Here is a 24,509-nt window from a genome sequence, read left to right on the forward strand (position 1 = left end):
TCAGAGAGTGACTCACCGACCGAGAGGCAGGTCCACCATGGACGCCATCTACACCGCCGTCGCCACCGCAACCCACGGCCGCGACGGGCGCGCCGTCTCCTCGGACGGCGTGATCGACCTTCAGCTCGGCGTGCCCACCGCCATGGGCGGCAACGGCGTGGGCTCCAACCCCGAGCAGCTCTTCGCCGCCGGTTACGCGGCCTGCTTCGGCAGCGCGCTCGGCCTCGTCGGCCGGAGCGCCAAGGTGGACGTCGCCGACGCCGCCGTCACCGCCGAGGTCTCCATCGGCAAGGAGGGCGAGGGCTTCGGTCTCGCCGTCGTGCTCCGCGTCGAGCTGCCCGACTCGGTCGACGCCGAGACCGGCCGCAAGCTGGTCGAGCAGGCGCACCAGGTGTGCCCGTACTCGAACGCGACCCGCGGCAACATCGACGTGCAGCTCGTCGTCGAGTAGTCCAGCCCGGCAGGTCAACGGCGCCTCGGTGATCCCCCGTTGACCCGCGCGAGCGCCTCGCCCGTGCGGGGGCTCCACGCCACGACGACCGCCTCCGGCGGCAGCCGCTCGCCCCGGTCGAGCAGCAGCCAGCGCACGCGGTAGCGCTCGGCGATCGTCTGCCGCTCGGCGCGGGTCGAGGCGGGGGAGAGGTAGGCGCGCACCGCCGCCCGGCGCCGGTCCCATTCGGCGTGGTCGACGACCGGGTCGGGGCGGGCGGGCGCGACCACCGTCGCTCCGTGGCCGGGCAGTGCGCGGACCGGGCGGAAGCCGCCGGTGAGGACCACGTCGCCGGGCGCGATGTGCTGCGCCGCCCAGGTGTACGCGGGCCACCGGGGCGGTGGGTCGAGCGCCGTGGCCACGAGGCCGGCGACCGCGCCCGCCGCCGCCAGCGCACCGAGCGCCCGGCGCTGCCGCGGCCACGGCCGGGGCGCCGCGAGCGCGATCGCCAGGGCGCACTGGAGCGGCACCACCGTGAGCACCATGGCCGCTCCGTACGCGGCGGGGTGGAGCAGCGCCGCGTAGGCGAGGGCCGCGACGCCCGCCGCGCACAGCAGTACGAGCGGGTCCCCGCGGTCGCGCCGGAAGCGCAGCCACAGGGCCGGGAGACCGATCAGCGCCCACCAGGGGACGTGCGGCGTCGCGGGATCCGAGTCCGGCCACAGCCAGACCAGGCCCACCACCGCGGCCCCCGCGAGCGCCCAGCGCGCCCCCGTCCGCCGCAGCCGCCATGCCCCCGCCCACACCCAGAAGGCGAGCCCGATCGCGAACGTCGACGGGTAGCCGAGGTCGATCGTCAGGGAGCGCAGGGCGAGCGGTTCGGTCCGCCAGTCCGTGCTCGTCCCCCAGAGAAGGGTCAGCGTCAACAGGGCGAGGACCGGCGCCCATCCCCAAGCTCTCGGCTCCGCCCGAGCAGGGGAGACCCCATCGCGGGACGTGAGGGTGCGGACCATACGGTTCAGGCCCGTCAGCAGGACCAGCAGGTTGACCGGGCCCGCGAGCTTCATGACCTCCCAGCCCGTCAGACCCGTCGCCCGCGCGAAGAGGCCCTCCGCCATCGCGTACGGGGAGACGAGGTAAGGGCTGCCCGCGCCCGGCAGGTCGACCAGCGGGTGGCGCGGGTGCAGCAGGCTCACCTTCAGCCGTTCGATCACCGCCGCGTGCAGCCCGTAGTCGTACGCCATCGGCACCCACCAGTACGCCAGCGTCAGCAGCAGCCAGCACAGGCCGCCGAAGACGAAGAACGGGGTCGGGCGCCAGAAGTGGCCGCCGCGCAGCGCCGTCGCGCCGCGCGCCGCTCCCCGGGCGAGTGCGGTGGTCGTCATGTACGGCATGGGGACTGTGTGCCCCGCGGGCGCGGTCCGGCCCGCCTTTCGTGGGCCGTGCGGGTGAGCGCGGGCGCACGGAAGGCGGGCCGGGAGGGTGCGTCAGCGGCCGAGCAGCGAGCGCAGCAGGCGCTTCGGGCGCGGGGCCGGGGACTGCGGGGGCACGGCCGACGACGACGTCGACGCGTGGCGCGACGCCGGCTGGGCCGGGCGCTTCGCCTTCCGGCCGTCGATGCGGATCATCGAGTGCCCGGCGACCTCCTCCGCGCCGTGCCAGAAGTCGTCGCGCCCCGCGAGCATCGCGCCGAGCTCGGTGCGGACCGGATCGAACGCGCCCCACGTCCCGTAGAACTTCGTCGCCGTGATGCACAGCGGCTTGAGGCCGGTCGTGGCGACGGCGCCCCACGTCGCCGCAGCGACCCCCGGACAGTGCTCGGCGCGGAAGTCGTCGAGCACGACGATGCCGTCCTCGCCGAGCAGCTCGCGGGACGCCTCGATGTCGCCGTGCACGTGCTCGTACAGATGCGAGGCGTCCACGTGTACGAAGCGGCAGCTGCCGGGGGCGACCAGCGACGTGATCACGTTCGAAGGGCCCTGCACGACCTCCGGCAGCTCATCGTGGAAAGCCCGGTAGTTGGCCTCGAAAGCGGTGCGCGTCAGGGTGCTGTAGGACTTGGTCATCTCCTTGTCGTTCGCCGCGTCGTCGGCGGGTGAGTCGAAGAGGTCGCAGACGGTGAACGTCTCCTCCTTTTCCAGGTACTGCCCCATGAAAATGGCGCTCTTGCCCAGGTAGACGCCGAGTTCGAGGAGATCCCCGTCCTGGCCGAGCGCGCGCTGCCGGCTCAGGAACCAGTCGAAGAGCACCTGATCGATGTTGTGGAACCAGCCTTTGACGTCGTCGAGCGCGGCCGGGCGCGGCAGCTCGGGGGGCGCGGTGTGGGGCTCGTGCTGCATGTCAACTCCAGTACGGATGACGTGGTTTCGGGACCGGCGGGTGACGCGCTTGCCCGCCGGGTCCGGGAGGCCATCAGCACTGGGTAGGTGCGCGGGATGTCCGCGCAGTGGCCGGGAGGGAACGAGAGACCGTCTCGCACGACAAATCCCTGATCGGCACCATTGTTCCGATCATCCCCCCGGCCGTCCGCTGCGCTACTTGACGGCGCCCGCCATCACGCCGGACACGAACTGGCGCTGGAAGGCGAAGAACACGGCCAGCGGGATCACCATCGAGATGAACGCGCCGGGCCCGAGCACATCGATGTTGTTGCCGAACTGCCGCACCTGGGTCTGCAGCGCGACCGTGATCGGCTGGCTGTCGGTGTCCGTGAAGATGAGCGCGACGAGCATGTCGTTCCACACCCACAGGAACTGGAAGATGCCGAGCGAGGCGATCGCCGGCGCGCCGAGCGGCATCACGACCCGCAGGAACAGGCGGAGTTCACCCGCGCCGTCCAGGCGGGCCGCCTCCAGGAGTTCGCGCGGAATGTCCGCGAAGAAGTTCCGCAGCAGGAACACCGCGAACGGCAGCCCGAACCCGACATGGAAGAGGATCACGCCGAGGATCGAGCCGAAGATCCCGATGTCGCCGAAGAGCCGGGCGATCGGCACGAGCGCGACCTGCACGGGGACCACGAGCAGCCCGACCACGACCAGGAACCACCAGTCGCGGCCGGGGAACTCCATCCACGCGAACGCGTACCCGGCCAGCGAGCCGATCACGATCACGAGCAGCGTCGCGGGCACCGTGATCAGGGCCGTGTTGACCAGGGAACGGGTGATGTCGGAGTTCTCCAGGAGGCTGGCGTAGCTCTCGAAGGTCAGCTGCGCCGGCTTGCTGAACACCGTCCACCAGCCGCTGTCCGCCATGTCCTCCGGCGAGCGGAGGGACGAGAGGAGCAGCCCGATCGTGGGCACCAGCCACAGCGCGCCGACCAGCAGCAGCACGAACTGGATGAACCCGCCGCTGAGCCTGTCGCCGATCCGGCCCGCGAGCGTGCGCTTGGCCTTGACGGTCTCGTCGATGGTCGTCACCGTCGTGCCTCCCGCCGCAGTCGCCGCATGTTGAACCACATCACCGGGATCACGAGCAGCAGGAGCAGCACGGCGATCGCGCTGGCCAGGCCCTCGTTGTCCTCGCTGAACGCCGAGCGGTACAGCTGCAGGGCCAGCACGTTGGCGTCGTCCTGCGTGGCCCCCGGCGCGATGATGAAGATCAGGTCGAAGATCTTGAGTACGTTGATCATCAGCGTGACGAGGACGACCGCGAGCACGGGCGCCAGCAGCGGCACCGTGACCCTCCGGAAGACCTGCCACTCCGTCGCCCCGTCGACGCGCGCGGCCTCCAGGAGCTCCCGGGGGATGCCGGCCAGGCCCGCGCCGATCAGCACCATCGCGAACCCGGCCCACATCCAGACGTACGCGAGCATGATCGAGGTCGTCACGATGTTGAGGTACAGATCGAAGCCGCCGAGGTGCAGCGTGAAGTACTTCTTGTCGCCGAGCCAGTCGACGCCGTTGTACGGCTCCTTGAAGTTCTCGGCAGGCAGGCGGAGTTGGGCTCCGTCCGCGGCGGCGGGCAGCTTGAACGTGCCGTCGGCCGCGGCCTTCGTCGAGGCCACCACCGTGCCGTTCTTGACGGCCTCCACGCGCATGCCGGGATAGCCGAGCTCCGTCGCGTCGACCTTGTCGCGGGCGCCCGCGCCCTTGCCGATGGTGAAGTCCTGCCAGACGGTGCCGGTGACCCCGGACGCCGAGGCCGTGGCCTGCTTCGCGGGCTTGGCACCCTCCGGCATCTGGTCGGCGGCCACGCCGACCAGCGGGAGCAGCACGGGAGTTCCCGCCTCGACCGGTCCCTTCGTGAGGAACGGGCCGCCGCTCCTGCCCGCCAGATCCCCGCCCGGGCGGGGATGCGCCTTCGGGAACGCGGAGGACTGCGCGAACGTGTCGTGCACGGACACCAGGACCGCGTTCGCCGCGCCCTTCTCCGGATCCTGGTCGTACACCAGCCGGAAGATGATGCCCGCGGCCAGCATCGAGATGGCCATCGGCATGAAGACCACCAACTTGAACGCGGTGGCCCAGCGGATCCGCTCCGTGAGCACGGCGAAGATCAGGCCGAGCGCCGTGGCGACCGCGGGGGCCAGCACCACCCACCAGATGTTGTTGTTGATCGCCGCTTTGGTGTCCTCGCGGGTGAACAGCGTCTCGTAGTTGTCGAGCCCGATGAACGAGCCGCCCGACGCGTCGAAGAAGCTCCGGACGACCGAGTACCCGATCGGATACACGACGAGGGCGCCGAGCAGGATCAGCGCGGGCAGCAGGAAGAACGCGGCGACGGTCCTGCGGGTGCCGGTGACGCTCTTGCGGCTGCGTGATGACGGTGCGGCGGCTGTCCCGGAGCCCGGGGTGCCGCCGCCGACGGCCGATGTCATCGCCGCGTCAGTCCTTGTACGCCTTGGCGGCTTCGGCCTCCAGGGCCTTCTGGGTGCCCGAGACGTCCTTGGGGTTCATCAGGAAGTCCTGCAGCGCCTTCCACTCGCCCTTGCCGGGTGTGCCGCCGAAGGCCTGCGGCATCTGGTCCGACATGTCGAAGCGGAAGTCGTCGCCCGCGTCCACGAGCCGCTTGGCGATCTCGCGCTGCACGGCGTTCGGGTACGAGGCGAGGTCCACGTTCTTGTTCGGGGAGAGGTAGCCGCCGAGCTTGGCCTGGATGGTGGCCGCGTCCGGCGAGGCCAGCCACGTCACCAGCGCCTGCGCCGCCGGGGAGTCCTTCAGGACCACCGCGGCGTCACCGCCGCTGACTACCGGGAGCTTGCCCGAGCCGACCGCGGGGAACGGGAACACCTTCGCGTCCGTGCCGACCTTCGCCTTCGTCTGCTGGATGTTGACCTGCACGAAGTCGCCCTCGTAGACCATGGCGCCCTTGGGCTGCTCGCCGCCCGTGAAGGTCTGCTCGACCGACTTCGTGAACTCGGTCTGCACGGCCCCCTTGTTGCCGCCCGCGAGGTAGTCCTTCTTGCCCCACAGCTCGGAGAGCGTGGTGAGCGCTTCCTTCACGGACGGATCGGTCCACTTGATCTCGTGCTTGGCGAGCTGGTCGTACTTCTCCGGGCCCGCCTGCGAGAGATAGACGTTCTCGAACCAGTCGGTGAGCGGCCAGCCGTCGGCGCCGCCGACGGACATCGGCGTGACCCCGGAGTCGTAGATGGACTGCGCGGTGGTCAGGAACTCCTTCCAGGTCTTCGGCTCCTTGGCCGCCGCGTTCTCGAAGACCTTCGTGTTGTACCAGACCAGCGACTTGTTGGCCGCCTTGTAGTACGCGCCGTAACTCTTGCCGTCGACCTTGCCGAGGTCCTGCCAGCCGGTGGAGTAGTTCTTCGCGAGCTGCGCCTGGACGTCCTTGCCGAGCGGCTTCGCCCACTTCTTGTCGACGGCCTGCTTGATCGCGCCGGGCTGCGGCAGCATCGCGATGTCCGGCGGGGCGCCGCCGGCCACCTTCGAACCGAGGAAGTTGATGATCGGGTCCTGGGCGGGGACGAAGGTGACCTTCGCGCCCGTCCGCTTCTCGAACTCCGCGAGCACCTGCTTGAAGTTCTTCTGCTCGTCGCCGGTCCACACGGCGGCGATCTCCAGCGACTTGCCGTCCAGCTTCGGCAGCTTGAGCGAGGAGGCGGGCGACGAGCTGCCCCCTCCGCCGCCCTTGCCGTTGTCGTCGCCGCCTCCACAGGCGGTGAGCGCGAGCGCGAGGGAGCCGATGGCGATGCCCACGAGGGCGGTGTGGAAGGTGCTCCTGCGGGTGCTGGGTATGCGTGTACGAAGAGTGCTGCTCATCACTGCCCCGTTCTCGTCCTGAACGCTGAACGTACGTACTGAGCGCTGTCCCGTGCGCACTGGTTGTACGCCGGGCCAGGGAGAACCGGCAAGAGTGCCAGGGGCGCATCCGCGGTGATCGTGACGGGGTCGTGATGCGTTTGGGGTGCGGTCGGCCGTCCCTCGGTCACGGGGCTCTGCCCCGGACCCCGCTGCTCAATCGCCGCAGGGGCTTGATGTGGTCACCTGCGCCGCAGGGGCTTGAATTGGCCACCTGCGCCGCACAGTTCAGAGGAGGGACGGGACCTCGGTTGCCGAGACGGAGCGGGCCGCGCGCTCCAGTGCGCTGGCAAGGAGGGCCAAGTCGGTCGGCCCGTTGCCCAGTTCGCGGACGGGGCGGCGGTCCGGCGGGTCGCCCATGCGGGCCCATTCGAGGGCGACCACGGTGGGCCGCTGCGTGGCCGTCCGGGGGATGCGCCCGGTCACCCGACCCGCCTGCACCTCGACGTCACGCCCGTCCGCCCCGTGCAACACCCCGCGCCCCGGCGCCGGATCCTCGCTCCCGGTCCCCACGGCGTCGAGCACGACGCGCGGCCGAGCCGTCCACCCCGCGGCACCGCCGGAGGCGAACGCCGCGACGAGGTGCACCCCGAGCCGCTCCCCGTCCCGCACCACGGCCTCGAGGGCCCGCACGACCGACCCGGCGGCCGGCCGCCCCATCGACCCGAGCGGCGGTGAGAGCAGCGCGTCCAGGTCGTCCACGACGACCACGAGCCGCGGCAGCGGAGGCCCGGCCTCCGCCTGCTCCCGTACGGCACCGGGCCGCAACCGCATCGTCGAACTCGACGGCACGTCCACGTCCCCGGTCCCCTCGGCGGCCGGCGCGCCCCGCTGGGACACGACCCGCCCCGACACGGCCCGCTGCGTGTGCCACTCCGAGAAGTGCGTACGCCCGATGAGCTCGGCCCGTCGCTTCAGCTCGGTGCTCAGCGCCTGGGCGAACTCCCGCATCCGCACCGGGTCGTTGGCGGCGAGGTGCGTCGTGACGTGCGGCAGGTCGGTGCAGACCCGCAGGCCCTCCGCGCGCTCCCCGCCCGACGTCCCGTCGACGAGCACCATCCCGAGCCGGTCCGGCCGCTCGGCCGCGGCGAGCGAGGCGGCGACCGACCGCAGCAGCTCCGTACGGCCACTGCCCGCGGGCCCCTCGATCAGCAGATGCGGCCCGTCGGCGGCGAGGTCCACGGTCAGCGGGCCGCGCGGACCGGCCCCGAGCACCGCCCACACCCGCCCGCCGAGCGAGTCCGGATCGTCCCCGGCCGCCGCCCAACGCGCCATGAGGGACGCCGGGGTGGCGCGGGCGAGCCCCAACTCGTCCAGCAGTCGCGCCGATTGGGGCAGCGGCGCCGACACCCGCGCGCCGGGCCGGGCACCGGAACCGCCCACGGCGTCCGTGCGCAACGGCGCGAGCGCCCGCGCGAACCGCTCCGCCCAGGCGAGCGACACCGCGTCGGCCGTGCCGACCGTCCCGTGCCCGACGAGCTGTCCCTGCGCCGCTCTGTGCAGCCGAAGCGTCGTCGCCACGTCGCCGCTGAGCAGCGCCACCGCCCCGCACGCGCGGAACGCCGGGCTCGCGGCGCACGCCGCCTCGTAGCTCTGCGCGGCCGGTGAGGCGGGGGAGGCGGCGGGCGCCTCGGCCAGGCACACGACGTGGATCCCGGCCGGGCCGCCCTCGGCGGCGAGCCGCACCGTGGCCTCCCGCAGCGAGGCGCTGCCGGGGTCGCCGTCGATCACGACGACCGTGGAGGCCACCGGCTCGTCCGGGTCCTGCGTCGAGGGCCGGTATCCCGCCGCGTGGTCGTTGAGCCGCCGCAGCAGCTCGTCCGTGCGGGCGGTCGCCTGCTCCCGGTCGTACGCGAGCAGCAGCCGGCAGTCCTGCCCGTGGGCGGGCCGCACCTGGGGCAGCCAGCCGAGCCAGGACCACTCGGCGACCCGCTCCTCCAGGGGCCGCGCCCGGTCCGTGGAGATCAGCACGAGCTCCAGGCGCTCCGGCGCGTGCAGCGTCGCGAGCTGGGCGACGGCGCAGCGCGCCAGACCCGCGAGCCGCGCGCGCGGTCCCGCGAGCCCCAGGGCCCCGGCCTCGGCGAGGCCCACGGTCACCGGCACGGCGGGCAGCAGCCCGACCCCGCCGGGGCCCGGCCGGTCGACGCTGCCGAGCCGTACAGCGAGGCTCTCCGGGTGGCCGGGCCCGCGCTCCCACAGCCGGGGGCCGGGGCCGAGCGCGGTGAGCAGCAGGGCCGCGGCGTCGGGCCAGGTCTCGGCGGCGGCGGGCCGGGGCTCCTCCTCGTACGCGGGGGCCTCGGGCGGTGCGGCGGGGCCGGTCACGGACTCGGAGCGCTGGGGGGCGCGCAGTACGTGCGGTTCGTGGATCTCGTGCTGCTGGTCGTCCATGTCGAAGCCGTCGCGCTCGTCCCGCCTGCCGCGGCGCAGCAGCCGGGAGAGTCCGCCGCGCTTGCGCGGGGTGCGCGGCAGTGTGGTGCCGCGCGCGGGGGTGAGTGCGCGCCCCTCGTTTTCTTCGTCTGCTTCCGGCTCGGGCACGAGGGGCCGGGAGCCGCCCTGCCCGCCGTCCGCGGTGCCTGCGACGCCGTCGCCGTCCGTGGTGTCACCCGCGGAGCCCCAGGCGGAGTCCCCGTACGCGTGCCGGGTCTCCTGGGCGGGGTCGGTGGCGAGGGGCGGTGCGGGCGCGTCCACCGGCTGCTCGGCGAAGAGCACTCGTACGTGCCCCTCCCCGTCCGACGCCGTCCGCAGCGGCGTGGGCCGGGCGGCGTCACCGGCCACGGAGACCCGCAGCGCGGATTCGCCGAGGCGCACGAGCGAACCGGGGGACAGGCGGACCGGGCGGGTGTCGATCGGGCGGCCGTCGACCGACGTCCCGTTCGTCGAGTCCAGGTCCTCCACCGAGATCCGGCCGTCGGCGCCGAGCGTCACCGCGCAGTGCAGGCGGGACACGTCCGGGTCGTCGAGCGGCACGTCCGCGTCGGCGGAGCGGCCGATGCGGATCTGCCCGCCGTGCAGCAGGTGGACGCCGCCCGCGTCGGGCCCCGCCACCACATGGAGCTGGGCCGCCGCCCCGTCCGGCTCGGGGCCCGGATCCACCGGGGCGCCGAGGGCGACCACCGCGCCGTCGATCAGCGGGGGCTCACCGAGGACGCAGCGCTGGGCGTCGAGCCGCTGCATGCCCGCGTACAAGGTCGTGGTCCCGGCCTCGCCGCCCGCGACGGCCGTGGCCAGACCGGTGGCGACCGCGGCCAGCGCGGTGCCCGCGGGGGCCGTGACGAGCACGTCAACACCGCGCGCGAGTGTGTCGTCACCACGTGCGATCATGTCGGGGCGCGTGCCCAGGGGGTCTACGACGGTAAGCCGGATCTGCATCGCCGCCTGCGGTCCCTTCTGCGCGGGCGCCCGGAAACAGAGGGGCTGCCCGCGGTCCCCCACCGCAGATTCCCCCCACCGCCACGGGCACGTCAGCCAGTGCTGGAGGCATCCTGTCACCTGCCACCGACAACACGCCCGCCAGCCACCCGTAAGTGATCTTGATTGGTCGGCTCTGCCCGCAAAAGTGCCTGCTCGCTGCCCGCTTGAGATCAGTCACGTCGTCCCTCGGCAACCAACGGCCCCAACCGTGCGTCTTTCCGTCGAACACGGGTAGGCCCCGGGCCGTACTCCGGGCCGTACCGCGGACCGTGTGCGGGGAGGCCGGAATGGACCGGTTCGAACCGGGGACCACAGAAGATCGACAGCAACCGCCGGGGAATCCGCCACTAGAGTGGGTCGGAACACCCGGAACCAGGTGACCCATAGCAAGTACCGATGCAGGGAGCGCATGACGTGCGGCCGGTAGGGAGCAAGTACCTGCTCGAGGAGCCGCTCGGACGCGGCGCCACGGGCACCGTCTGGCGAGCCCGCCAGCGCGAGACGGCGGGCGCCGAGGCGGCCGTCGCCGGGCAGCCCGGCGAGACCGTCGCGATCAAGGTCCTCAAGGAGGAGCTCGCCAACGACGCGGACGTGGTGATGCGCTTCCTCAGGGAGCGCTCCGTCCTGCTGCGGCTGACCCACCCGAACATCGTGCGGGTGCGCGACCTCGTGGTGGAGGGCGATCTGCTCGCCCTCGTCATGGACCTCGTCGAGGGCCCCGACCTGCACCGCTACCTGCGGGAGAACGGACCGTTCTCCCCGGTCGGCGCCGCGCTCATGACGGCCCAGATCGCCGACGCGCTGGCCGCCTCGCACGCGGACGGCGTGGTGCACCGCGACCTCAAGCCGGCGAACGTCCTGCTCAAGCAGGCCGACGGCGAGATGGCCCCGATGCTCACCGACTTCGGCATCGCCCGCCTCGCCGACTCCCCGGGCCTGACCCGCACCCACGAGTTCGTCGGCACGCCCGCCTACGTGGCGCCCGAGTCCGCCGAGGGCCGCCCGCAGACCAGCGCCGTCGACATCTACGGCGCGGGCATCCTGATGTACGAGCTGGTCACCGGCCGGCCGCCGTTCTCCGGCGGCTCCGCGCTCGAAGTCCTGCACCAGCACCTCAGCGCCGAACCGCGCCGCCCGTCCACGGTTCCCGACCCGCTGTGGACGGTCATCGAGCGCTGCCTGCGCAAGAATCCGGACGAACGGCCCAGCGCGGAGAACCTCGCGCGCGGGCTGCGCACCGTCGCCGAGGGCATCGGCGTGCACGCGAGCAGCGCGCAGATCGCCGCCGCCGAGGGCGTCGGCGCGCTCCTGATGCCGGACCCCACCCCGGCTCAGGTCCCGGACACCCCCGGCACCTCGGACGCGGACCCCACGCAGGTCCTGCCGAACAACGCGGCGGCAGCTGGCCTCGCGGGGGCCGCGGCCGGTGCCGCGGCGGCGTCCGCGTACGACCCGAACGCGGCGACCAGCATCATGCAGCAGCAGGGCAACGACCAGGGCGGTGACGCCGCCGATCCGACGGCCGTGATGCCGCCGGTGCCGCAGGGCCCGCCACAGCAGATGCCGGACGCCTGGGGCGACCAGTTGCGCGCCGCCCGCGACCGCAACGAGCAGACGCAGGTCCAGTACCTCGACCCGAACGATGACCCGCTGCGCCGCCGCCCGCAGCGCCAGGTCGCGCGCCCGCAGCAGCAACAGCCGCAGCAGTACCAGCAGCCGCAGCAGCCACCGCAGCGCCCCCAGCAGCGGCCTCAGCAGTACGCGCCGCCGCAGCAGCCCCCGCCCCGCCAGGCCCCGCGCCGGGAGCCGGAGCCGCGCGAGCCGCGGCGCCGCAGCCCCAACCGGATGCGGATCCCGGGCCTCGGCTGCCTCAAGGGCTGCCTGTTCATGATCGTGATGCTCTTCGTGGTCAGCTGGCTCGTCTGGGAGTTCACCCCGCTCCAGGACTGGATCGGCACCGGCAAGGGCTACTGGGCCCAGCTCTCCGACTGGTTCTCCCAGGTGTCGGACTGGATCAGCACCGTCGGGAACAAAACAGGCAACTGAACCGGCGCCAGGACCGGCAGCTGAACCGGCGTCAGGACCGTGCCCGGTCCGCGACGTTGGAGATTTGTCGACATCCGACGGGTGATTTCCCCCTCTGATGCGTAGGTTGGCGTCCGAGCCGCGTAGCTTGGGCGCCAACACGCGTCTGTAGGAGCAGCCTTGGCACGGAAGATCGGCAGCCGGTACACCGCACACCAGATCCTGGGTCGCGGCAGTGCGGGCACGGTGTGGCTGGGCGAGGGACCCGAGGGTCCGGTCGCCATCAAACTGCTGCGCGAGGACCTCGCCTCCGACCAGGAACTGGTCGGCCGCTTCGTCCAGGAGCGCACCGCCCTGCTGAGCCTCGACCACGCGCGCGTGGTGGGCGTTCGCGACCTGGTGGTCGACGGGAACGACCTGGCGCTCGTCATGGATCTCGTCCGCGGCACGGACCTGCGCACCCGCCTCGACCGCGAGCGCCGGATGCCGCCCGAGGCCGCCGTCGCCGTCGTCGCGGACGTCGCCGAGGGCCTCGCCGCCGCGCACGCCGCGGGCATCGTGCACCGCGACGTCAAGCCGGAGAACATCCTCCTGGACATGCAGGGCGAGCTCGGCCCCGGCGGCGCCCACCCGGCGCTGCTCACCGACTTTGGCATCGCCAAGCTGATCGACACCCCGCGCCGCACGCGCGCGACGAAGATCATTGGAACCCCCGACTACCTCGCCCCCGAGGTCATCGAGGGCCTGCCCGCGCGCGCGGCCGTGGACATCTACGCGCTCGCGACGGTCCTGTACGAACTCCTCGCCGGGTTCACCCCGTTCGGCGGCGGCCACCCCGGAGCCATCCTGCGGCGGCACGTCACGGAGACGGTGGTCCCGCTCCCCGGCATCCCCGACGAGCTGTGGCAGCTGCTCATCCAGTGCCTCGCCAAGGCCCCCGCCTCCCGCCTCCGCGCCTCCGAGCTGGCCGCGCGCCTGCGCGAACTCCAGCCGATGCTCACCGGCCTGCCCCCGCTCGACGTGGACGAGCCGGAGACGGAGACCGCCCCCGACGAGCCGGAGCCGCGGACCGAGACGCCGGAGGAGCCCCCGGAGCGGCCCCGCCGCGGCGCCGTCTCCCTGATCCCCGGCTCCGCCCCCAAGGACGCCAACCGCGACACCCATACGTCGATGAGGGTCCCGGCACCGGACGAGTTGGCGGGCGGCGCCCGCGGCACGGCCCGCGCGCCCCGCGCCCACGGCTCGCCCCGGCCCGGATCGGCCCGCAACCGGCACTCCGCGCGCCGCAGACGCATCACGCTCGGCGTGGCCGGGCTCGTCCTCGTGGCCGCGGTCGGCGGCGGCGTCTGGGCCGCCACCTCGTCCGGCTCGGACGAGGCGCCGCCCGCGGACAGCAACAATTCCGCGCCCGAGCAGCCTTAGGGCCTGGGGGCGGCCGGGACGGGCCCTGGGGGCGGCCGGGACGGATCACTTGCACCAGCCGTTAGGCTGGTCCTGTGGCAGTCGTCGATGTATCCGAAGAGCTGAAGTCCCTCTCCTCGACCATGGAGTCGATCGAGGCCGTCCTGGACCTCGACAAGATGAGGGCAGATATCGCCGTGCTCGAGGAGCAGGCGGCCGCGCCGTCCCTGTGGGACGACCCGGAGGCGGCGCAGAAGATCACCAGCAAGCTGAGCCACCTCCAGGCGGAGGTCCGCAAGGCCGAGGCGCTGCGCAGCCGGCTCGACGACCTCGGTGTGCTGTTCGAGATGGCCGAGGAGGAGGACGACCCGGACACCCGCGCCGAGGCCGAGTCCGAGCTCACGGCCGTGAAGAAGGCGCTGGACGAGATGGAGGTCCGCACTCTCCTGTCCGGCGAGTACGACTCCCGCGAGGCGATCGTCAACATCCGCGCGGAGGCCGGCGGCGTCGACGCCGCGGACTTCGCCGAGCAGCTGCAGCGCATGTACCTGCGCTGGGCCGAGCGCCACGGCTACAAGACCGAGGTCTACGAGACGTCGTACGCGGAAGAGGCCGGCATCAAGTCGACCTCCTTCTCCGTCCAGGTGCCGTACGCGTACGGGACGCTCTCCGTCGAGCAGGGCACGCACCGCCTGGTGCGCATCTCGCCGTTCGACAACCAGGGCCGCCGCCAGACGTCCTTCGCGGGCGTCGAGGTGCTCCCGGTGGTCGAGCAGACCGACCACGTCGAGATCGACGAGTCGGACCTGCGCGTGGACGTCTACCGCTCCTCGGGCCCCGGCGGCCAGGGCGTGAACACGACGGACTCCGCGGTCCGCCTGACCCACATCCCCACCGGCATCGTGGTCTCCTGCCAGAACGAGCGCTCGCAGATCCAGAACAAGGCCACGGCGATGAACGTCCTCCAGGCCAAGCTCCTCGAGCGTCAGCGCCAGGAGGAGCGCGCCAAGATGGACGCGCTCAAGGGCGACGGCGGCAGCTCCTGGGGCAACCAGATGCGTTCGTACGTCCTGCACCCGTACCAGATGGTCAAGGACCTGCGTACGGAGTTCGAGGTCGGCAACCCGCAGGCCGTTCTCGACGGCGAGATCGACGGCTTCATCGAGGCCGGAATCCGCTGGCGCAAGCAGCAGGAGAAGTAACTCCGGGATTCAACGAAAACGAGGGCAACTGCCGTTCGCTGAACGGTAGTTGCCTTTCGTTTTTTCGAACTCCCGACCTCAGATGTGTGCCACTCGTGAAGAGTGGACTGGCATTTACGTCACAGTCACATGTTCGTAAGGCGGTCAGATCGCCTACTTGTGGACATAGCGTGCGCAACGCCCTTGACGTTGATCCCAAAAGTGGAAAGGCTGGCGCGCGGCATGCGTATTCGTGGGACGCGTGTGAACGGGGGAGGGGCGAACGTGTCCCCTGCTGCCTCCGGTTGAACGCAGTCCCTGGCGCTGCTCCACTGACGATTGGCTACTGGGGGTAGCAGACTGATGACCAAGAAGACGCGGATCCGTGTTGCGCGGATAGCGGCCGGTGCGGTGATCGCCGCGGGTGCCTCGCTGACCGCCGCGGGTGTGGCATCCGCCGACACGATCGATGAGCAGAGCGGCAAGACCTGCGGCCCGCTCGGCCTCATTTGCTGGGACAGCAAGTCCGGCAGCGATGACGACGGCGGCGAGGACGGCGGCGACGACGGCGACCCGGGCAACGGCATCGCCGGTGTGACCGAGGGCAACACCAACGGCGGCGTCGCCGGTGTGACCGAGGGCAACACCAACGGCGGCGTCGCGGGTGTCACCGAGGGCAACGACAACGGCGGTGCCAACGGCGGCGACGAGTCCAACGGTGGCGCCAACGGCGACCAGTCCAACGGCGGCGGCAACGGTGGGGACGACTCCACCGGCGGCGGCAACAACGGTGGCGGCATCGGTGGGGACGACTCCACCGGCGGTTCGTCCTCCACCGGTGGCTCGTCCTCCACGGGCGGCTCCTCGACCGGCGGCGACGACTCCACGGGTGGCAGCTCCAGCACCGGTGGCTCGTCCACCGGCGGTGGCGACCAGACCACCCCCGACGGCAACAACAACCCCGTCGAGCAGGGTCAGGGCAAGGACAGCCTGCAGGACACCGGCTCCGCCCCGGCCCAGCAGACCGGCTCCGGCAACGCCAAGGCCAGCGGTGAGCTCGCCGAGACCGGTTCCTCCGGCACCACGTTCCTGGTGATCGGTGCGGCCACGATGATCGCGGGCGGTGTCGGCTTCCGGCTCCTGCCGCGCCTCGCGAACAACCGCGGCGGCGCTGCCGCGTAGCAGTACGAACACGCGAAGGGCCCGGAGCCGATCGGCTCCGGGCCCTTTCGCATGTCTGTGTGCGGCGGCTACACCGTCTGATGCGCGAGGAGTGCCATCGCTGCCACGAGCACCGCCACCAGGGCGACCAGCGCCATGGGGCTCAGCGCGGCCAGCGGGTTCTGCTGCTGAAGCCGCTCGCGATTGGCCCGGCACACCGGGCAGCGGCCCTCGCTCACAGGGGCCGCGCAGTTCGCGCACACCAATCGGTCGTAGGTCATGCGCTTCTCCTCCTCCCGCGCGGCGGAGCCTGCCACCGGGTACCCCTGGGTTCTCTCCGCTCAACGCTCCGGGAAACGCAACCGTTCCCCCTACCACTGTGCCAGCTTCCCGGATTTTCGGCGCGTCCCCCCGGAAGTACCGCCCCTGACCAGCCACGGGAGGGACAATTCCGGCGCCGTATCGGGCATCACAGCGGGACAAAACGCTCAACGAGGGACGGCGCCTGCGCTCCGCATGCGGCTTCGCGTATGGTCACGCACACCTACCGCCGACGCCCCCCGACCCACCGAGGCGCAACCGTGATCCGATTCGACAACGTCTCCAAGGTCTACCCCAAGCAGACCCGGCCCGCCCTCAGGGATGTCTCCCTGGAGGTCGAGCGTGGTGAGTTCGTCTTCCTGGTCGGCTCGTCCGGCTCCGGCAAGTCGACGTTCCTGCGCCTCATCCTGCGTGAGGAGCGGGCCAGCCACGGCCAGGTGCACATCCTTGGCAAGGACCTCGGCCGCGTATCCAACTGGAAGGTCCCGCAGATCCGCCGCCAGCTCGGCACGGTCTTCCAGGACTTCCGTCTTCTTCCCAACAAGACGGTCGGTGAAAACGTCGCCTTCGCACAGGAGGTCATCGGCAAGTCCCGCGGGGAGATCCGCAAGTCGGTGCCGCAGGTCCTCGACCTCGTCGGCCTCGGGGGCAAGGACGACCGGATGCCGGGCGAGCTGTCCGGTGGTGAGCAGCAGCGCGTGGCCATCGCGCGGGCCTTCGTGAACCGGCCCAAGCTGCTGATCGCGGACGAGCCCACGGGCAACCTCGACCCGCAGACCTCGGTCGGCATCATGAAGCTGCTCGACCGGATCAACCGGACGGGCACCACCGTCGTCATGGCCACGCACGACCAGAACATCGTGGACCAGATGCGCAAGCGCGTCATCGAGCTGGAGCACGGCCGCCTCGTGCGCGACCAGTCGCGCGGCGTCTACGGCTACCAGCACTGAGAACCGCGAGAAGTACCGAGCAAGAAAGCTGCGAAAGGCGTTAGTGACGCTATGCGTGCCCAATTCGTTCTGTCGGAGATCGGCGTAGGCCTCCGTCGTAATCTCACGATGACCTTCGCCGTGATCATCTCGGTTGCCCTCTCGCTCGCCCTGTTCGGCGGCTCGTTGCTCATGAGCGACCAGGTCAACCAGATGAAGGGCTACTGGTACGACAAGGTCAACGTCTCGATCTTCCTGTGCAACAAGGGGGACGCCGACTCCGACCCGAACTGCGCCAAGGGTCCGGTCACGACCGAGCAGAAGAAGGAGATCCTGAGGGACCTCAACAAGCTGCCCGTCGTCGACAAGGTGGCGCACGAGTCCCAGGACCAGGCGTACAAGCACTACAAGGAGCAGTTCGGCGATTCCCCGCTGGCCAGCTCGCTGACGCCGGACCAGCTCCAGGAGTCGTACCGGATCAAGCTGAAGAACCCGGAGAAGTACAACGTCATCGCGACCGCGTTCAACGGGCGGCCCGGTGTGCAGTCCGTGCAGGACCAGAAGGGCGTCCTCGACAACCTCTTCCGGCTGCTCGGCTACCTGAACTACGCGGCGGGCGCGGTGATGGCGGTGATGCTCGTGGTCGCGCTGCTGCTCATCGTGAACACCGTCCGGGTGTCCGCGTTCAGCCGCCGCCGCGAGACCGGCATCATGCGGCTCGTCGGCGCGTCCGGGTTCTACATCCAGGCGCCGTTCATCATGGAGGCCGCGGTCGCCGGGCTCATCGGCGGCGGCATCGCCTGTGTGTTCCTCGCGGCCGGCCAGTACTTCGTGATCGACAATGGCGTCGCGCTCTCCGACAAGCTGCAGCTCATCAACTTCATCGGCTGGGACTCGGTGTTGACGAAGCTGCCGCTCATCCTGGCCGTGAGCGTGCTGATGCCGGCGCTTGCCGCGTTTGTCGCGTTGCGCAAGTACCTGAAGGTGTGACGAGAGTCCTTCGCGCCACGGGGCGTCGTGCGGGTCAACGACCCGTACGGCGCCCTTCGTTGTCCTAGACTCACCGACATGTCAGGTCCGGAAATGTCCTCCAGGCCCCGCCGCATCGGCCGTGGGGCGACCCTGACATTGATCTTCGTGACCGTCCTCGGGGCGGGCGCCGCGACCGGCTCCTGGCCGGGTGAGGACCGGAAGGCCGCGGAGACCGGGGACAGTTCGCTGGTCGCCGCGCACGAGAAGCCCTTGGTGGGCCCGACCGACCCGGCGGACGCGGCGGCCGAGGCGATGGCCGACGGGAAGTCGCCCACGAAGGCCGCCGAGGACGCGGTCAGCCGCAGCGGCGACCGCTGGGGATCCGTCTACTCCCGGCGCGAGTACGAGAAGTTCGAGCAGGCCCTCGACGGCGAGTACACCGGCATCGGCCTGCGGGCCCGCCGCACCGCCGAAGGCCAGGTCCAGGTCACCAGGGTCCGCGAGGGCTCGCCCGCGCAGCTCGCCGGCATCCGCGAGGGCGACCGGATCGCCGCGGTCGACGGCGAGCCGGTCACGGGACACCCCGTCACCGAAGTCCTCGCGCTCCTGCGGGGCAAGCACGCGGGCACGGCCGTGCACGTAGGCCTGCAGCGCGGCACGCGCGCGTGGAGCGAGACCCTGCGGCGCGCCACCCTGTCGACCGACTCCGTGGCCGCCACGCGGCTGCCCGACGGGGCGACGCTCGTGAAGGTGAGCGCCTTCACCAAGGGCGTCGGCGACCAGGTGCGGGCGGCGGTCGCCGCGGTACCCGCGCGCGCGGGCGTCGTGCTCGACCTCCGGGGCAACTCCGGCGGGCTGGTCACCGAGGCGGTCCGGGCGGCCTCCGCCTTCCTCGACGGCGGACTCGTGGCGACCTACGACGTGCGCGGGGCCCAGCGGTCCCTGCACGCGGAGCGCGGGGCGGACACGTCCAGACCGGTGGTCGTGCTCGTCGACAGCGGGACGATGAGCGCGGCCGAACTGCTCACCGGAGCCCTGCAGGACCGCGGCCGCGCCGTCGTCGTGGGCTCCAGGACCTTCGGCAAGGGCTCGGTCCAGATGCCGAGCCGGCTCCCCGACGGCTCCGTGGCGGAGCTGACCGTCGGGCACTACCGCACTCCCTCGGGCCGCACGGTCGACGGCCGCGGCATCACCCCGGACCTGGAGACGCAGGCGGACACCCTGCGGCGGGCGGAGACAGTATTGACTGGCCTCGGGCACCCCTCCTAGTGCGAAAATGGTCAGCACTATGGCCAAGGCAATGTATGTACCGAAGGAGTCCCAGCCCAAGCAGGGCAAGAAGGGGGCGTCGTCCGACAAGGACGGCAAGCGCAAGATGGTCGCGCAGAACAAGAAGGCGCGCCACGACTACTTGATCATGGACACCTACGAGGCCGGCATCGTGCTGACCGGCACGGAGGTCAAGTCGCTGCGTCAGGGCCGTACCTCCCTGGCCGACGCCTTCGTCCAGATCGACGGGGGCGAGGCGTGGCTGCACAACGCGCACATCCCCGAGTACAACCAGGGCACGTGGACGAACCACGCGGTGCGCCGCAAGCGCAAGCTGCTCCTGCACCGCGACGAGATCGACAAGCTGGAGTCGAAGTCCCAGGAGACCGGTCACACGATCGTCACCCTGGCGATCTACTTCAAGGACGGCCGGGCGAAGGCCGAGATCGCGCTCGCCAAGGGCAAGAAGGAGTACGACAAGCGGCAGACGCTCCGCGAGAAGCAGGACCGCCGGGACTCGGACCGGGCGATCGCGGCGGCGAAGCGGCGGCAGCGGAACAACGAGCGGATGGGCTGACGCCCGTCAGGAATAGGCTGGCACCGTCGTGCGTTGGTCACGTACGATGGGACTGCTCCTCACGCAGGGGCGCCGGACCGCAAGGTCCACCTTGAGCAGTATCCAATTGAATAGCGTGCCAACATGGGGATGATCGGTTTCGACAGCGGATGTCGAAGCAGGGGAAGCGTGTCGAGGAAGCGGCAATGATCTCGTTAACCATATGTCGCAACCAATAATCGCCAACACCAAGAGCGATTCCCAGTCCTTCGCCCTCGCTGCCTAATAACAGCGACTGAAGGACCCTAAAAGGGTGTCAGCCCGGGGATGTTTCCGACCCGGATCCTGGCATAATCTAGGAAACTAAACTTTTCCGTCCGGTCACGGGGCGGAAAAGGAAATCAAACAGTGACTGGGCCCGTCGGCGACTTGTTCGCGTGATCACCGGGGCCGAGAAAATCGAAGCGAACTGCACACGGAGAAGCCCTGCTGCTGCACCGTTGGACGCGGGTTCGATTCCCGCCATCTCCACCACCGCATCCCATGCGATTCAGGCCCGGCTGTTCACACAGCCGGGCCTTTGTCGTTTGCGCGGTGGCTCGGTGGCTCAGTTGTAGGTCTTGGCGGGGGGGTGCGCTTCCGACATTCTCCTGTGGCATGAGTAGACGTGATGGATCAGCTCGAAGGTGGGCCTGGCCCCTCGTGCTCGTTGTGGCCGCCGCCGGACTGTCGTGGGGTGGGTCCGCCGGCGCCGATTCCGCGCCCAGCGGGCTGCCGGAGGCCATCGACACGATTCTCGGGGATCCGCGGATGGAGGGCGGCGCGGCGAGCGTGGTCGTGGCCGACGCGAAGACCGGGAAGACCCTGTACCAGCACAATCCGACCGGGCGGCTGATGCCCGCCTCCAACACGAAGCTCGCCACCTCCGCCGCGGCCATGGGGACGCTCGGCCCCGATTACCGGTTCAGTACGGACGTGCTCGCCGACGGGCGGGTGAAGGGCGGGGTGCTCGGCGGGGACCTGTATCTGCGCGGCACCGGCGACCCGACCACCCTCGCCGCCGACTACGACCGGCTGGCCGCCGACGTCGCCGCGGCCGGTGTGAAGCGGGTCGGCGGGCGGCTCGTCGCCGACGACACCCGGTTCGACGACCACCGGATCGGCGACACCTGGGGCGGCGACGACGAGTCCTCGTACTACGCCGCCCAGATCTCCGCGCTCAGCGTCGCCCCCGACACCGACTACGACACCGGGACCGTCATCGTCGAGGTGAAGCCCGGAGCCAGGGTCGGCGACAAGCCCGCCGTGAGCGTCACGCCGAAGAACGACTACGTGCACCTGGACGTGCGGGCGAGCACCGTCGGGTCCGGGGGAGACGACACCGTGGCCGTCGAGCGGCGGCACGGGACCAACACCATCACCGTGAGCGGGACGGTGCCGGTGGGCGGGGACACCACCAAGGAGTGGGTGACCGTGTGGGAGCCGACCGGGTACGCGGCCTCCGTGTTCCGGGACGCGCTCGCCGCGCACGGGGTGAAGGTCGCCGGCTCCACCAAGCTCGGCCGGGCGACGCCCAAGGACGCGAAGCGGCTCGCCGGGCACGACTCCATGGCGCTGAAGGACCTGCTGATCCCGTTCATGAAGTTGTCCAACAACATGCACGCCGAGTCCCTCACCAAGGCGATGGGCTACAAGGCGACCGGAAAGCCGGGGAGTTGGGGTGACGGCATCGACGCCGTCGCCGACTATCTGAAGGGCGCCGGGGTCGACGCCACGAAGATCCGGCAGGTCGACGGGTCCGGGCTCTCGCGCAAGGACAATTTCGCCGCCCGGCAACTCGCCGACCTGCTCCTCTCCGTACAGGACGAGCCCTGGTACGCCGACTGGTACACGTCGCTTCCCGTGGCCTGCGACCCGGACCGGTTCGTCGGCGGGACGCTGCGGAGCCGGATGTGCGACACGCCCGCCGCTCTCAACGCCCGTGGAAAGACCGGATCGTTGACGGGCGCCTCCGCGCTCTCGGGCTACGTGAAGGACGCCGACGGGCGGCTGCTCGTCTACAGCGTCGTCCAGAACAACTACCTCGTCGACTCCGTGAAGCCGCTGGAGGACGCCATTGTGGTGACCCTCGCGAAGTCGACCTCGAAGGAGGCGAAGGCCGTGGTGCCGAAGTCCACGCGCGCCGTCCCCGCCACCGAGCGGGACGGCGACCTGGAGTGCGCGTGGCGCAAGCCGACCCTGTGCTGACCCCCTAGCGGGCGGCACGTACGGAGGCGTACAGCGCGAGCAGCAGCGCGCATGCCGCCGCCGTGACCGGCACCGTGTACGCCGCGGTGGGGCCCCAGTGCTCCACCGCGGCCCCGCCCGTCGCCGAGCCGCTCGCGATCCCGGTGAGGATGCCGGTCACGGCGAGCGTCATCCCCTCGTTCAACTGGCCCGCCGGTGTGCGCTGTTGGATCAGGGTCATGCCCGTCACCATCGTCGGCGCCGTGGCCATGCCCGCCACCAGGAGCGCGCCCCCGAGGACGTACAGGGAGCCGGTGAGCCAGGCCGCGAGCAGCGGCAGCGTCATCAGGACCGCCATCGCCGCCACGCAGAGCGGATGGCGGCGGGCCGCCGGACCCGTCGGCTTCCACGCCCCGTACACCAGGCCCGCCGCGCACGAGCCCGCCGCCTGGAGCGCCAGGATGCCGCCCGCCCACACCTTGTGGCCCTGCGCGTCGGCGAAGGCGACCGTGACGACTTCGAGGGAGCCGAAGATGGCGCCCGTGGCGAGGAAGGCGAGCAGCAGGGGCGGCATGCCCCGCGCGCGGAGCGGCGTCTTCGTCGCCTTCGTACGGGCCTGGGGCGGCGGTTCCGTCGCGCGTTGCGCGGTGAAGATCAGCACGCCGGTCACCATGAGCACGGCGCTGACCAGCGTGCCCGCCTCCGGGAAGAGCGAGCCGCACAGGAAGGCGGCCGCTACGGGGCCGAGCATGTAGCAGAGCTCGTCCGCGGCCTGCTCGAAGGAGTTCGCCGTGTGCAGGGCGTCCGGGGTCCCCTTCAGCAGGTGCGCCCAGCGGGCCCTGGACAGGCCGCCCGTGTTGGGGGTCGTCGCGGACGCCAAGTAGGCGGCGAACAATGTCCAGTTGGGTGCCCCGAAGTGCACGCACAGAAGCAGGGCGAGCGAGCCGCAGGCCGATACGACGGTCGCCGGGACGGCGACGCGGGCCTGCCCGTGGCGGTCCACGAGGCGCGCCGTCCACGGTCCGACGAGCGCGTTGGCGACCAGGCCGGTGGCGGTGACGGCGCCCGCGAGCGCGTACGAGCCGCGTGAACCGGAGATCATGATGACCGCGCTGATGCTGAACATGCCCTGCGGGAAGCGGGCGATGAGGTTGCCGAGGGTGAAGGCGCGGGCGCCGGGGATGGCGAAGAGCCGGGTGTAGGACGTGGCGGTGGACATGCCATGAGCGTCGCCGCAGGTCAGGTGCGGGGTCCAACACTTACTCGGTGCCGATTGACGCATGTGCGTTGTAAGTTCGCCGGATGTCCCCAGCGAATGTCGACCCGCGCCTGCTGCGCGCCTTCCTCGCCGTCGCCGACGAACTGCACTTCACCCGCGCCGCCGCCCGTCTCTACGTCGCCCAGCAGGCGCTGAGCCGCGACATCCGGCGCCTGGAGGGGGAGTTGGGCGTCGACCTCTTCGGCCGCACCACCCGGCAGGTGACGCTCACCGCGGACGGCGCCCGGCTGTTGCCGTACGCGCGGCGCGTGATCGAGGCGCAGGACGAACTGCTCGCGGCGTTCACCGGGCCCGCGCCGCTGCTCGTCGACGTGAACAGTCCGGGACTCGTGCACGAGCGGGTGCTCGCACGGGCCCGCGAACTCGTCCCGGACCAGGAGCTGATGGCCCGCTACGAAAGTGGCCTGACCGGCGCCGCCGCCGAACTCCTCGCGGGCCGGATCGACGTGTCCTTCGGCCGGTTCGCGGGCCTCGACCCGGCCGTGCGTGCCCGCCTCGCCCAACAGCCCGTGCGCTACGAGCCGATGGCGGTGCTGCTGCCCGAGGACCATCCGCTGGTCTCCCTCGACGCCGTGCCCCTCGACCGGCTCGCCGGAGAGTCCGTCTACGCGGGCGCGGGCAACCCCCGCACCCCCGAATGGACCGACCTGGCCCGGCTGTTGTTCGAGGGCCGGAACATCCAGGTGGCACCGCCCGCCCCACTCGCCGTGGGCAAGGAAGAATTCCGCCGCATCATGACCAAGTACCGCAACCCGGTCCTTGTGGGTATGGACTTCCCGCCGATGCCGGGGTCGGTGCTGCGACGGCTGGTGGATCCGGTGCCACTGTCGCCCGTGTCACTTGTGTGGCGAAAGGAGCGCAGACATCCGGCCATCGAGGCCCTGCGTGCCGCGGCAAGGGCCCTGGCGGTGGAAGAGGGCTGGTTGGAGCGGCCGGAGGGGGCGTGGATCCCGGCCGTGGACGCGGAGTTCATGTTGAATCGTGAATAATGCGTGTGCGTGAGTGTCGCTCCTGTGCGCTACATTCATGAGCCGTGCGCATGTGATGGGGGCGTTCGGGTCGGGTGGGGGCCCGGTTCGCGCAAGAGACGCCCC

19 protein-coding genes and 1 other RNA gene are annotated in these 24,509 nt (G+C 71.2%); 12 read left to right on the forward strand and 8 right to left on the reverse strand.

Annotated features, from left to right (window positions below; genetic code table 11):
- Nucleotides 1-37 precede the first annotated feature (37 nt).
- A complete protein-coding gene (locus ACY34M_RS00135; protein WP_462718960.1) occupies nt 38-451 on the forward strand; it encodes an organic hydroperoxide resistance protein in 414 nt (137 codons plus the stop codon).
- 14 nt (nt 452-465) lie between these two features.
- Here the strand turns inward: ACY34M_RS00135 and ACY34M_RS00140 are convergent, their stop codons facing one another.
- The 6 genes from ACY34M_RS00140 to ACY34M_RS00165 all read right to left on the reverse strand — a co-directional run bounded on the left by ACY34M_RS00140 (nt 466) and on the right by ACY34M_RS00165 (nt 10,053).
- Nucleotides 466-1,815 carry a hypothetical protein gene (locus tag ACY34M_RS00140; RefSeq protein WP_462718961.1) on the reverse strand — a complete coding sequence of 450 codons (1,350 nt, stop codon included), beginning with the start codon at nt 1,813-1,815 and terminating at the stop codon, nt 466-468.
- Nucleotides 1,816-1,917: 102 nt separating this feature from the next.
- Nucleotides 1,918-2,769: a class I SAM-dependent methyltransferase gene (locus ACY34M_RS00145; RefSeq protein WP_462718962.1), complete on the reverse strand. Its 852-nt coding sequence runs from the start codon at nt 2,767-2,769 to the stop codon at nt 1,918-1,920.
- Nucleotides 2,770-2,964: 195 nt separating this feature from the next.
- Nucleotides 2,965-3,846, reverse strand: a complete 882-nt coding sequence (locus ACY34M_RS00150; RefSeq protein ID WP_462718963.1) for a carbohydrate ABC transporter permease — start codon at nt 3,844-3,846, stop codon at nt 2,965-2,967.
- Nucleotides 3,843-5,246, reverse strand: coding sequence for a carbohydrate ABC transporter permease (locus ACY34M_RS00155; RefSeq protein WP_462718964.1), 1,404 nt, complete (start codon nt 5,244-5,246; stop codon nt 3,843-3,845). The genes ACY34M_RS00150 and ACY34M_RS00155 overlap by 4 nt, the downstream gene beginning before the upstream one ends.
- A 7-nt stretch (nt 5,247-5,253) precedes the next feature.
- Nucleotides 5,254-6,645 (reverse strand): ABC transporter substrate-binding protein, encoded by a 1,392-nt coding sequence (locus tag ACY34M_RS00160; protein ID WP_462718965.1) that lies wholly within the window; start codon nt 6,643-6,645, stop codon nt 5,254-5,256.
- 267 nt (nt 6,646-6,912) lie between these two features.
- A complete protein-coding gene (locus ACY34M_RS00165) occupies nt 6,913-10,053 on the reverse strand; it encodes an FHA domain-containing protein (RefSeq protein WP_462718966.1) in 3,141 nt (1,046 codons plus the stop codon).
- Between the two features lie 456 nt (nt 10,054-10,509).
- Here ACY34M_RS00165 and ACY34M_RS00170 point away from each other — a divergent pair, with 456 nt between their 5' ends.
- From ACY34M_RS00170 to ACY34M_RS00185, 4 genes are all read left to right on the forward strand, one after another.
- Nucleotides 10,510-12,141 carry a serine/threonine-protein kinase gene (locus ACY34M_RS00170; protein WP_462718967.1) on the forward strand — a complete coding sequence of 544 codons (1,632 nt, stop codon included), beginning with the start codon at nt 10,510-10,512 and terminating at the stop codon, nt 12,139-12,141.
- A 159-nt stretch (nt 12,142-12,300) separates the two neighbouring features.
- Nucleotides 12,301-13,542 carry a serine/threonine-protein kinase gene (locus tag ACY34M_RS00175; RefSeq protein WP_462718968.1) on the forward strand — a complete coding sequence of 414 codons (1,242 nt, stop codon included), beginning with the start codon at nt 12,301-12,303 and terminating at the stop codon, nt 13,540-13,542.
- Nucleotides 13,543-13,616: 74 nt separating this feature from the next.
- Nucleotides 13,617-14,723 (forward strand): peptide chain release factor 2, encoded by a 1,107-nt coding sequence (gene prfB, locus ACY34M_RS00180; protein ID WP_462718969.1) that lies wholly within the window; start codon nt 13,617-13,619, stop codon nt 14,721-14,723.
- Between the two features lie 342 nt (nt 14,724-15,065).
- Complete coding sequence (locus tag ACY34M_RS00185) at nt 15,066-15,884, forward strand: hypothetical protein (RefSeq protein WP_462718970.1); 819 nt, start codon at nt 15,066-15,068, stop codon at nt 15,882-15,884.
- A 68-nt stretch (nt 15,885-15,952) separates the two neighbouring features.
- On the opposite strand, the gene ACY34M_RS00190 is transcribed toward ACY34M_RS00185, so the two are convergent.
- A complete protein-coding gene (locus tag ACY34M_RS00190) occupies nt 15,953-16,144 on the reverse strand; it encodes a hypothetical protein (protein ID WP_266710885.1) in 192 nt (63 codons plus the stop codon).
- Between the two features lie 300 nt (nt 16,145-16,444).
- Here ACY34M_RS00190 and ftsE point away from each other — a divergent pair, with 300 nt between their 5' ends.
- The 6 genes from ftsE to dacB all read left to right on the forward strand — a co-directional run bounded on the left by ftsE (nt 16,445) and on the right by dacB (nt 22,157).
- Nucleotides 16,445-17,134: a cell division ATP-binding protein FtsE gene (ftsE, locus tag ACY34M_RS00195; RefSeq protein ID WP_462718971.1), complete on the forward strand. Its 690-nt coding sequence runs from the start codon at nt 16,445-16,447 to the stop codon at nt 17,132-17,134.
- Between the two features lie 51 nt (nt 17,135-17,185).
- A complete protein-coding gene (gene ftsX / locus ACY34M_RS00200; protein WP_462718972.1) occupies nt 17,186-18,103 on the forward strand; it encodes a permease-like cell division protein FtsX in 918 nt (305 codons plus the stop codon).
- Nucleotides 18,104-18,181: 78 nt separating this feature from the next.
- Entirely contained in the window at nt 18,182-19,354 is a 1,173-nt protein-coding gene (locus tag ACY34M_RS00205) for a S41 family peptidase (RefSeq protein WP_462718973.1), read from the forward strand.
- A gap of 31 nt (nt 19,355-19,385) precedes the next feature.
- On the forward strand, nt 19,386-19,931 hold the full coding sequence (gene smpB / locus ACY34M_RS00210; protein WP_462719209.1) for an SsrA-binding protein SmpB: 546 nt from the start codon (nt 19,386-19,388) through the stop codon (nt 19,929-19,931).
- Nucleotides 19,932-20,056: 125 nt separating this feature from the next.
- Nucleotides 20,057-20,444: a transfer-messenger RNA gene (ssrA, locus tag ACY34M_RS00215) on the forward strand.
- A 123-nt stretch (nt 20,445-20,567) separates the two neighbouring features.
- The gene (dacB, locus tag ACY34M_RS00220) at nt 20,568-22,157 is read left to right on the forward strand and encodes a D-alanyl-D-alanine carboxypeptidase/D-alanyl-D-alanine endopeptidase (protein WP_462718974.1); all 1,590 of its coding nucleotides are present in this window, start codon (nt 20,568-20,570) and stop codon (nt 22,155-22,157) included.
- Between the two features lie 4 nt (nt 22,158-22,161).
- Here the strand turns inward: dacB and ACY34M_RS00225 are convergent, their stop codons facing one another.
- Nucleotides 22,162-23,355 (reverse strand): MFS transporter, encoded by a 1,194-nt coding sequence (locus tag ACY34M_RS00225; protein ID WP_462718975.1) that lies wholly within the window; start codon nt 23,353-23,355, stop codon nt 22,162-22,164.
- An 83-nt stretch (nt 23,356-23,438) separates the two neighbouring features.
- On the opposite strand from ACY34M_RS00225, the gene ACY34M_RS00230 reads away from it, so the two are divergent.
- A complete protein-coding gene (locus tag ACY34M_RS00230) occupies nt 23,439-24,404 on the forward strand; it encodes a LysR family transcriptional regulator (RefSeq protein WP_462718976.1) in 966 nt (321 codons plus the stop codon).
- Nucleotides 24,405-24,509: the final 105 nt, after the last annotated feature.

Source organism: Streptomyces sp. EDA2-14, assembly GCF_054963755.1.

Coding starts and splice junctions, on each gene's coding strand:
- ACY34M_RS00160 (WP_462718965.1), bottom strand. CDS start 6,645: ATGAGCAGCACTCTTCGTACACGCATACCCAGCACCCGCAGGAGCACC.
- ACY34M_RS00165 (WP_462718966.1), bottom strand. CDS start 10,053: ATGCAGATCCGGCTTACCGTCGTAGACCCCCTGGGCACGCGCCCCGAC.
- ACY34M_RS00205 (WP_462718973.1), top strand. CDS start 18,182: ATGTCAGGTCCGGAAATGTCCTCCAGGCCCCGCCGCATCGGCCGTGGG.
- ACY34M_RS00230 (WP_462718976.1), top strand. CDS start 23,439: ATGTCCCCAGCGAATGTCGACCCGCGCCTGCTGCGCGCCTTCCTCGCC.
- ACY34M_RS00140 (WP_462718961.1), bottom strand. CDS start 1,815: ATGACGACCACCGCACTCGCCCGGGGAGCGGCGCGCGGCGCGACGGCG.
- ACY34M_RS00225 (WP_462718975.1), bottom strand. CDS start 23,355: ATGTCCACCGCCACGTCCTACACCCGGCTCTTCGCCATCCCCGGCGCC.
- smpB (WP_462719209.1), top strand. CDS start 19,386: ATGTATGTACCGAAGGAGTCCCAGCCCAAGCAGGGCAAGAAGGGGGCG.
- ACY34M_RS00190 (WP_266710885.1), bottom strand. CDS start 16,144: ATGACCTACGACCGATTGGTGTGCGCGAACTGCGCGGCCCCTGTGAGC.
- ftsX (WP_462718972.1), top strand. CDS start 17,186: ATGCGTGCCCAATTCGTTCTGTCGGAGATCGGCGTAGGCCTCCGTCGT.
- ACY34M_RS00135 (WP_462718960.1), top strand. CDS start 38: ATGGACGCCATCTACACCGCCGTCGCCACCGCAACCCACGGCCGCGAC.
- ACY34M_RS00185 (WP_462718970.1), top strand. CDS start 15,066: ATGACCAAGAAGACGCGGATCCGTGTTGCGCGGATAGCGGCCGGTGCG.
- ACY34M_RS00145 (WP_462718962.1), bottom strand. CDS start 2,769: ATGCAGCACGAGCCCCACACCGCGCCCCCCGAGCTGCCGCGCCCGGCC.
- ACY34M_RS00155 (WP_462718964.1), bottom strand. CDS start 5,246: ATGACATCGGCCGTCGGCGGCGGCACCCCGGGCTCCGGGACAGCCGCC.
- dacB (WP_462718974.1), top strand. CDS start 20,568: ATGAGTAGACGTGATGGATCAGCTCGAAGGTGGGCCTGGCCCCTCGTG.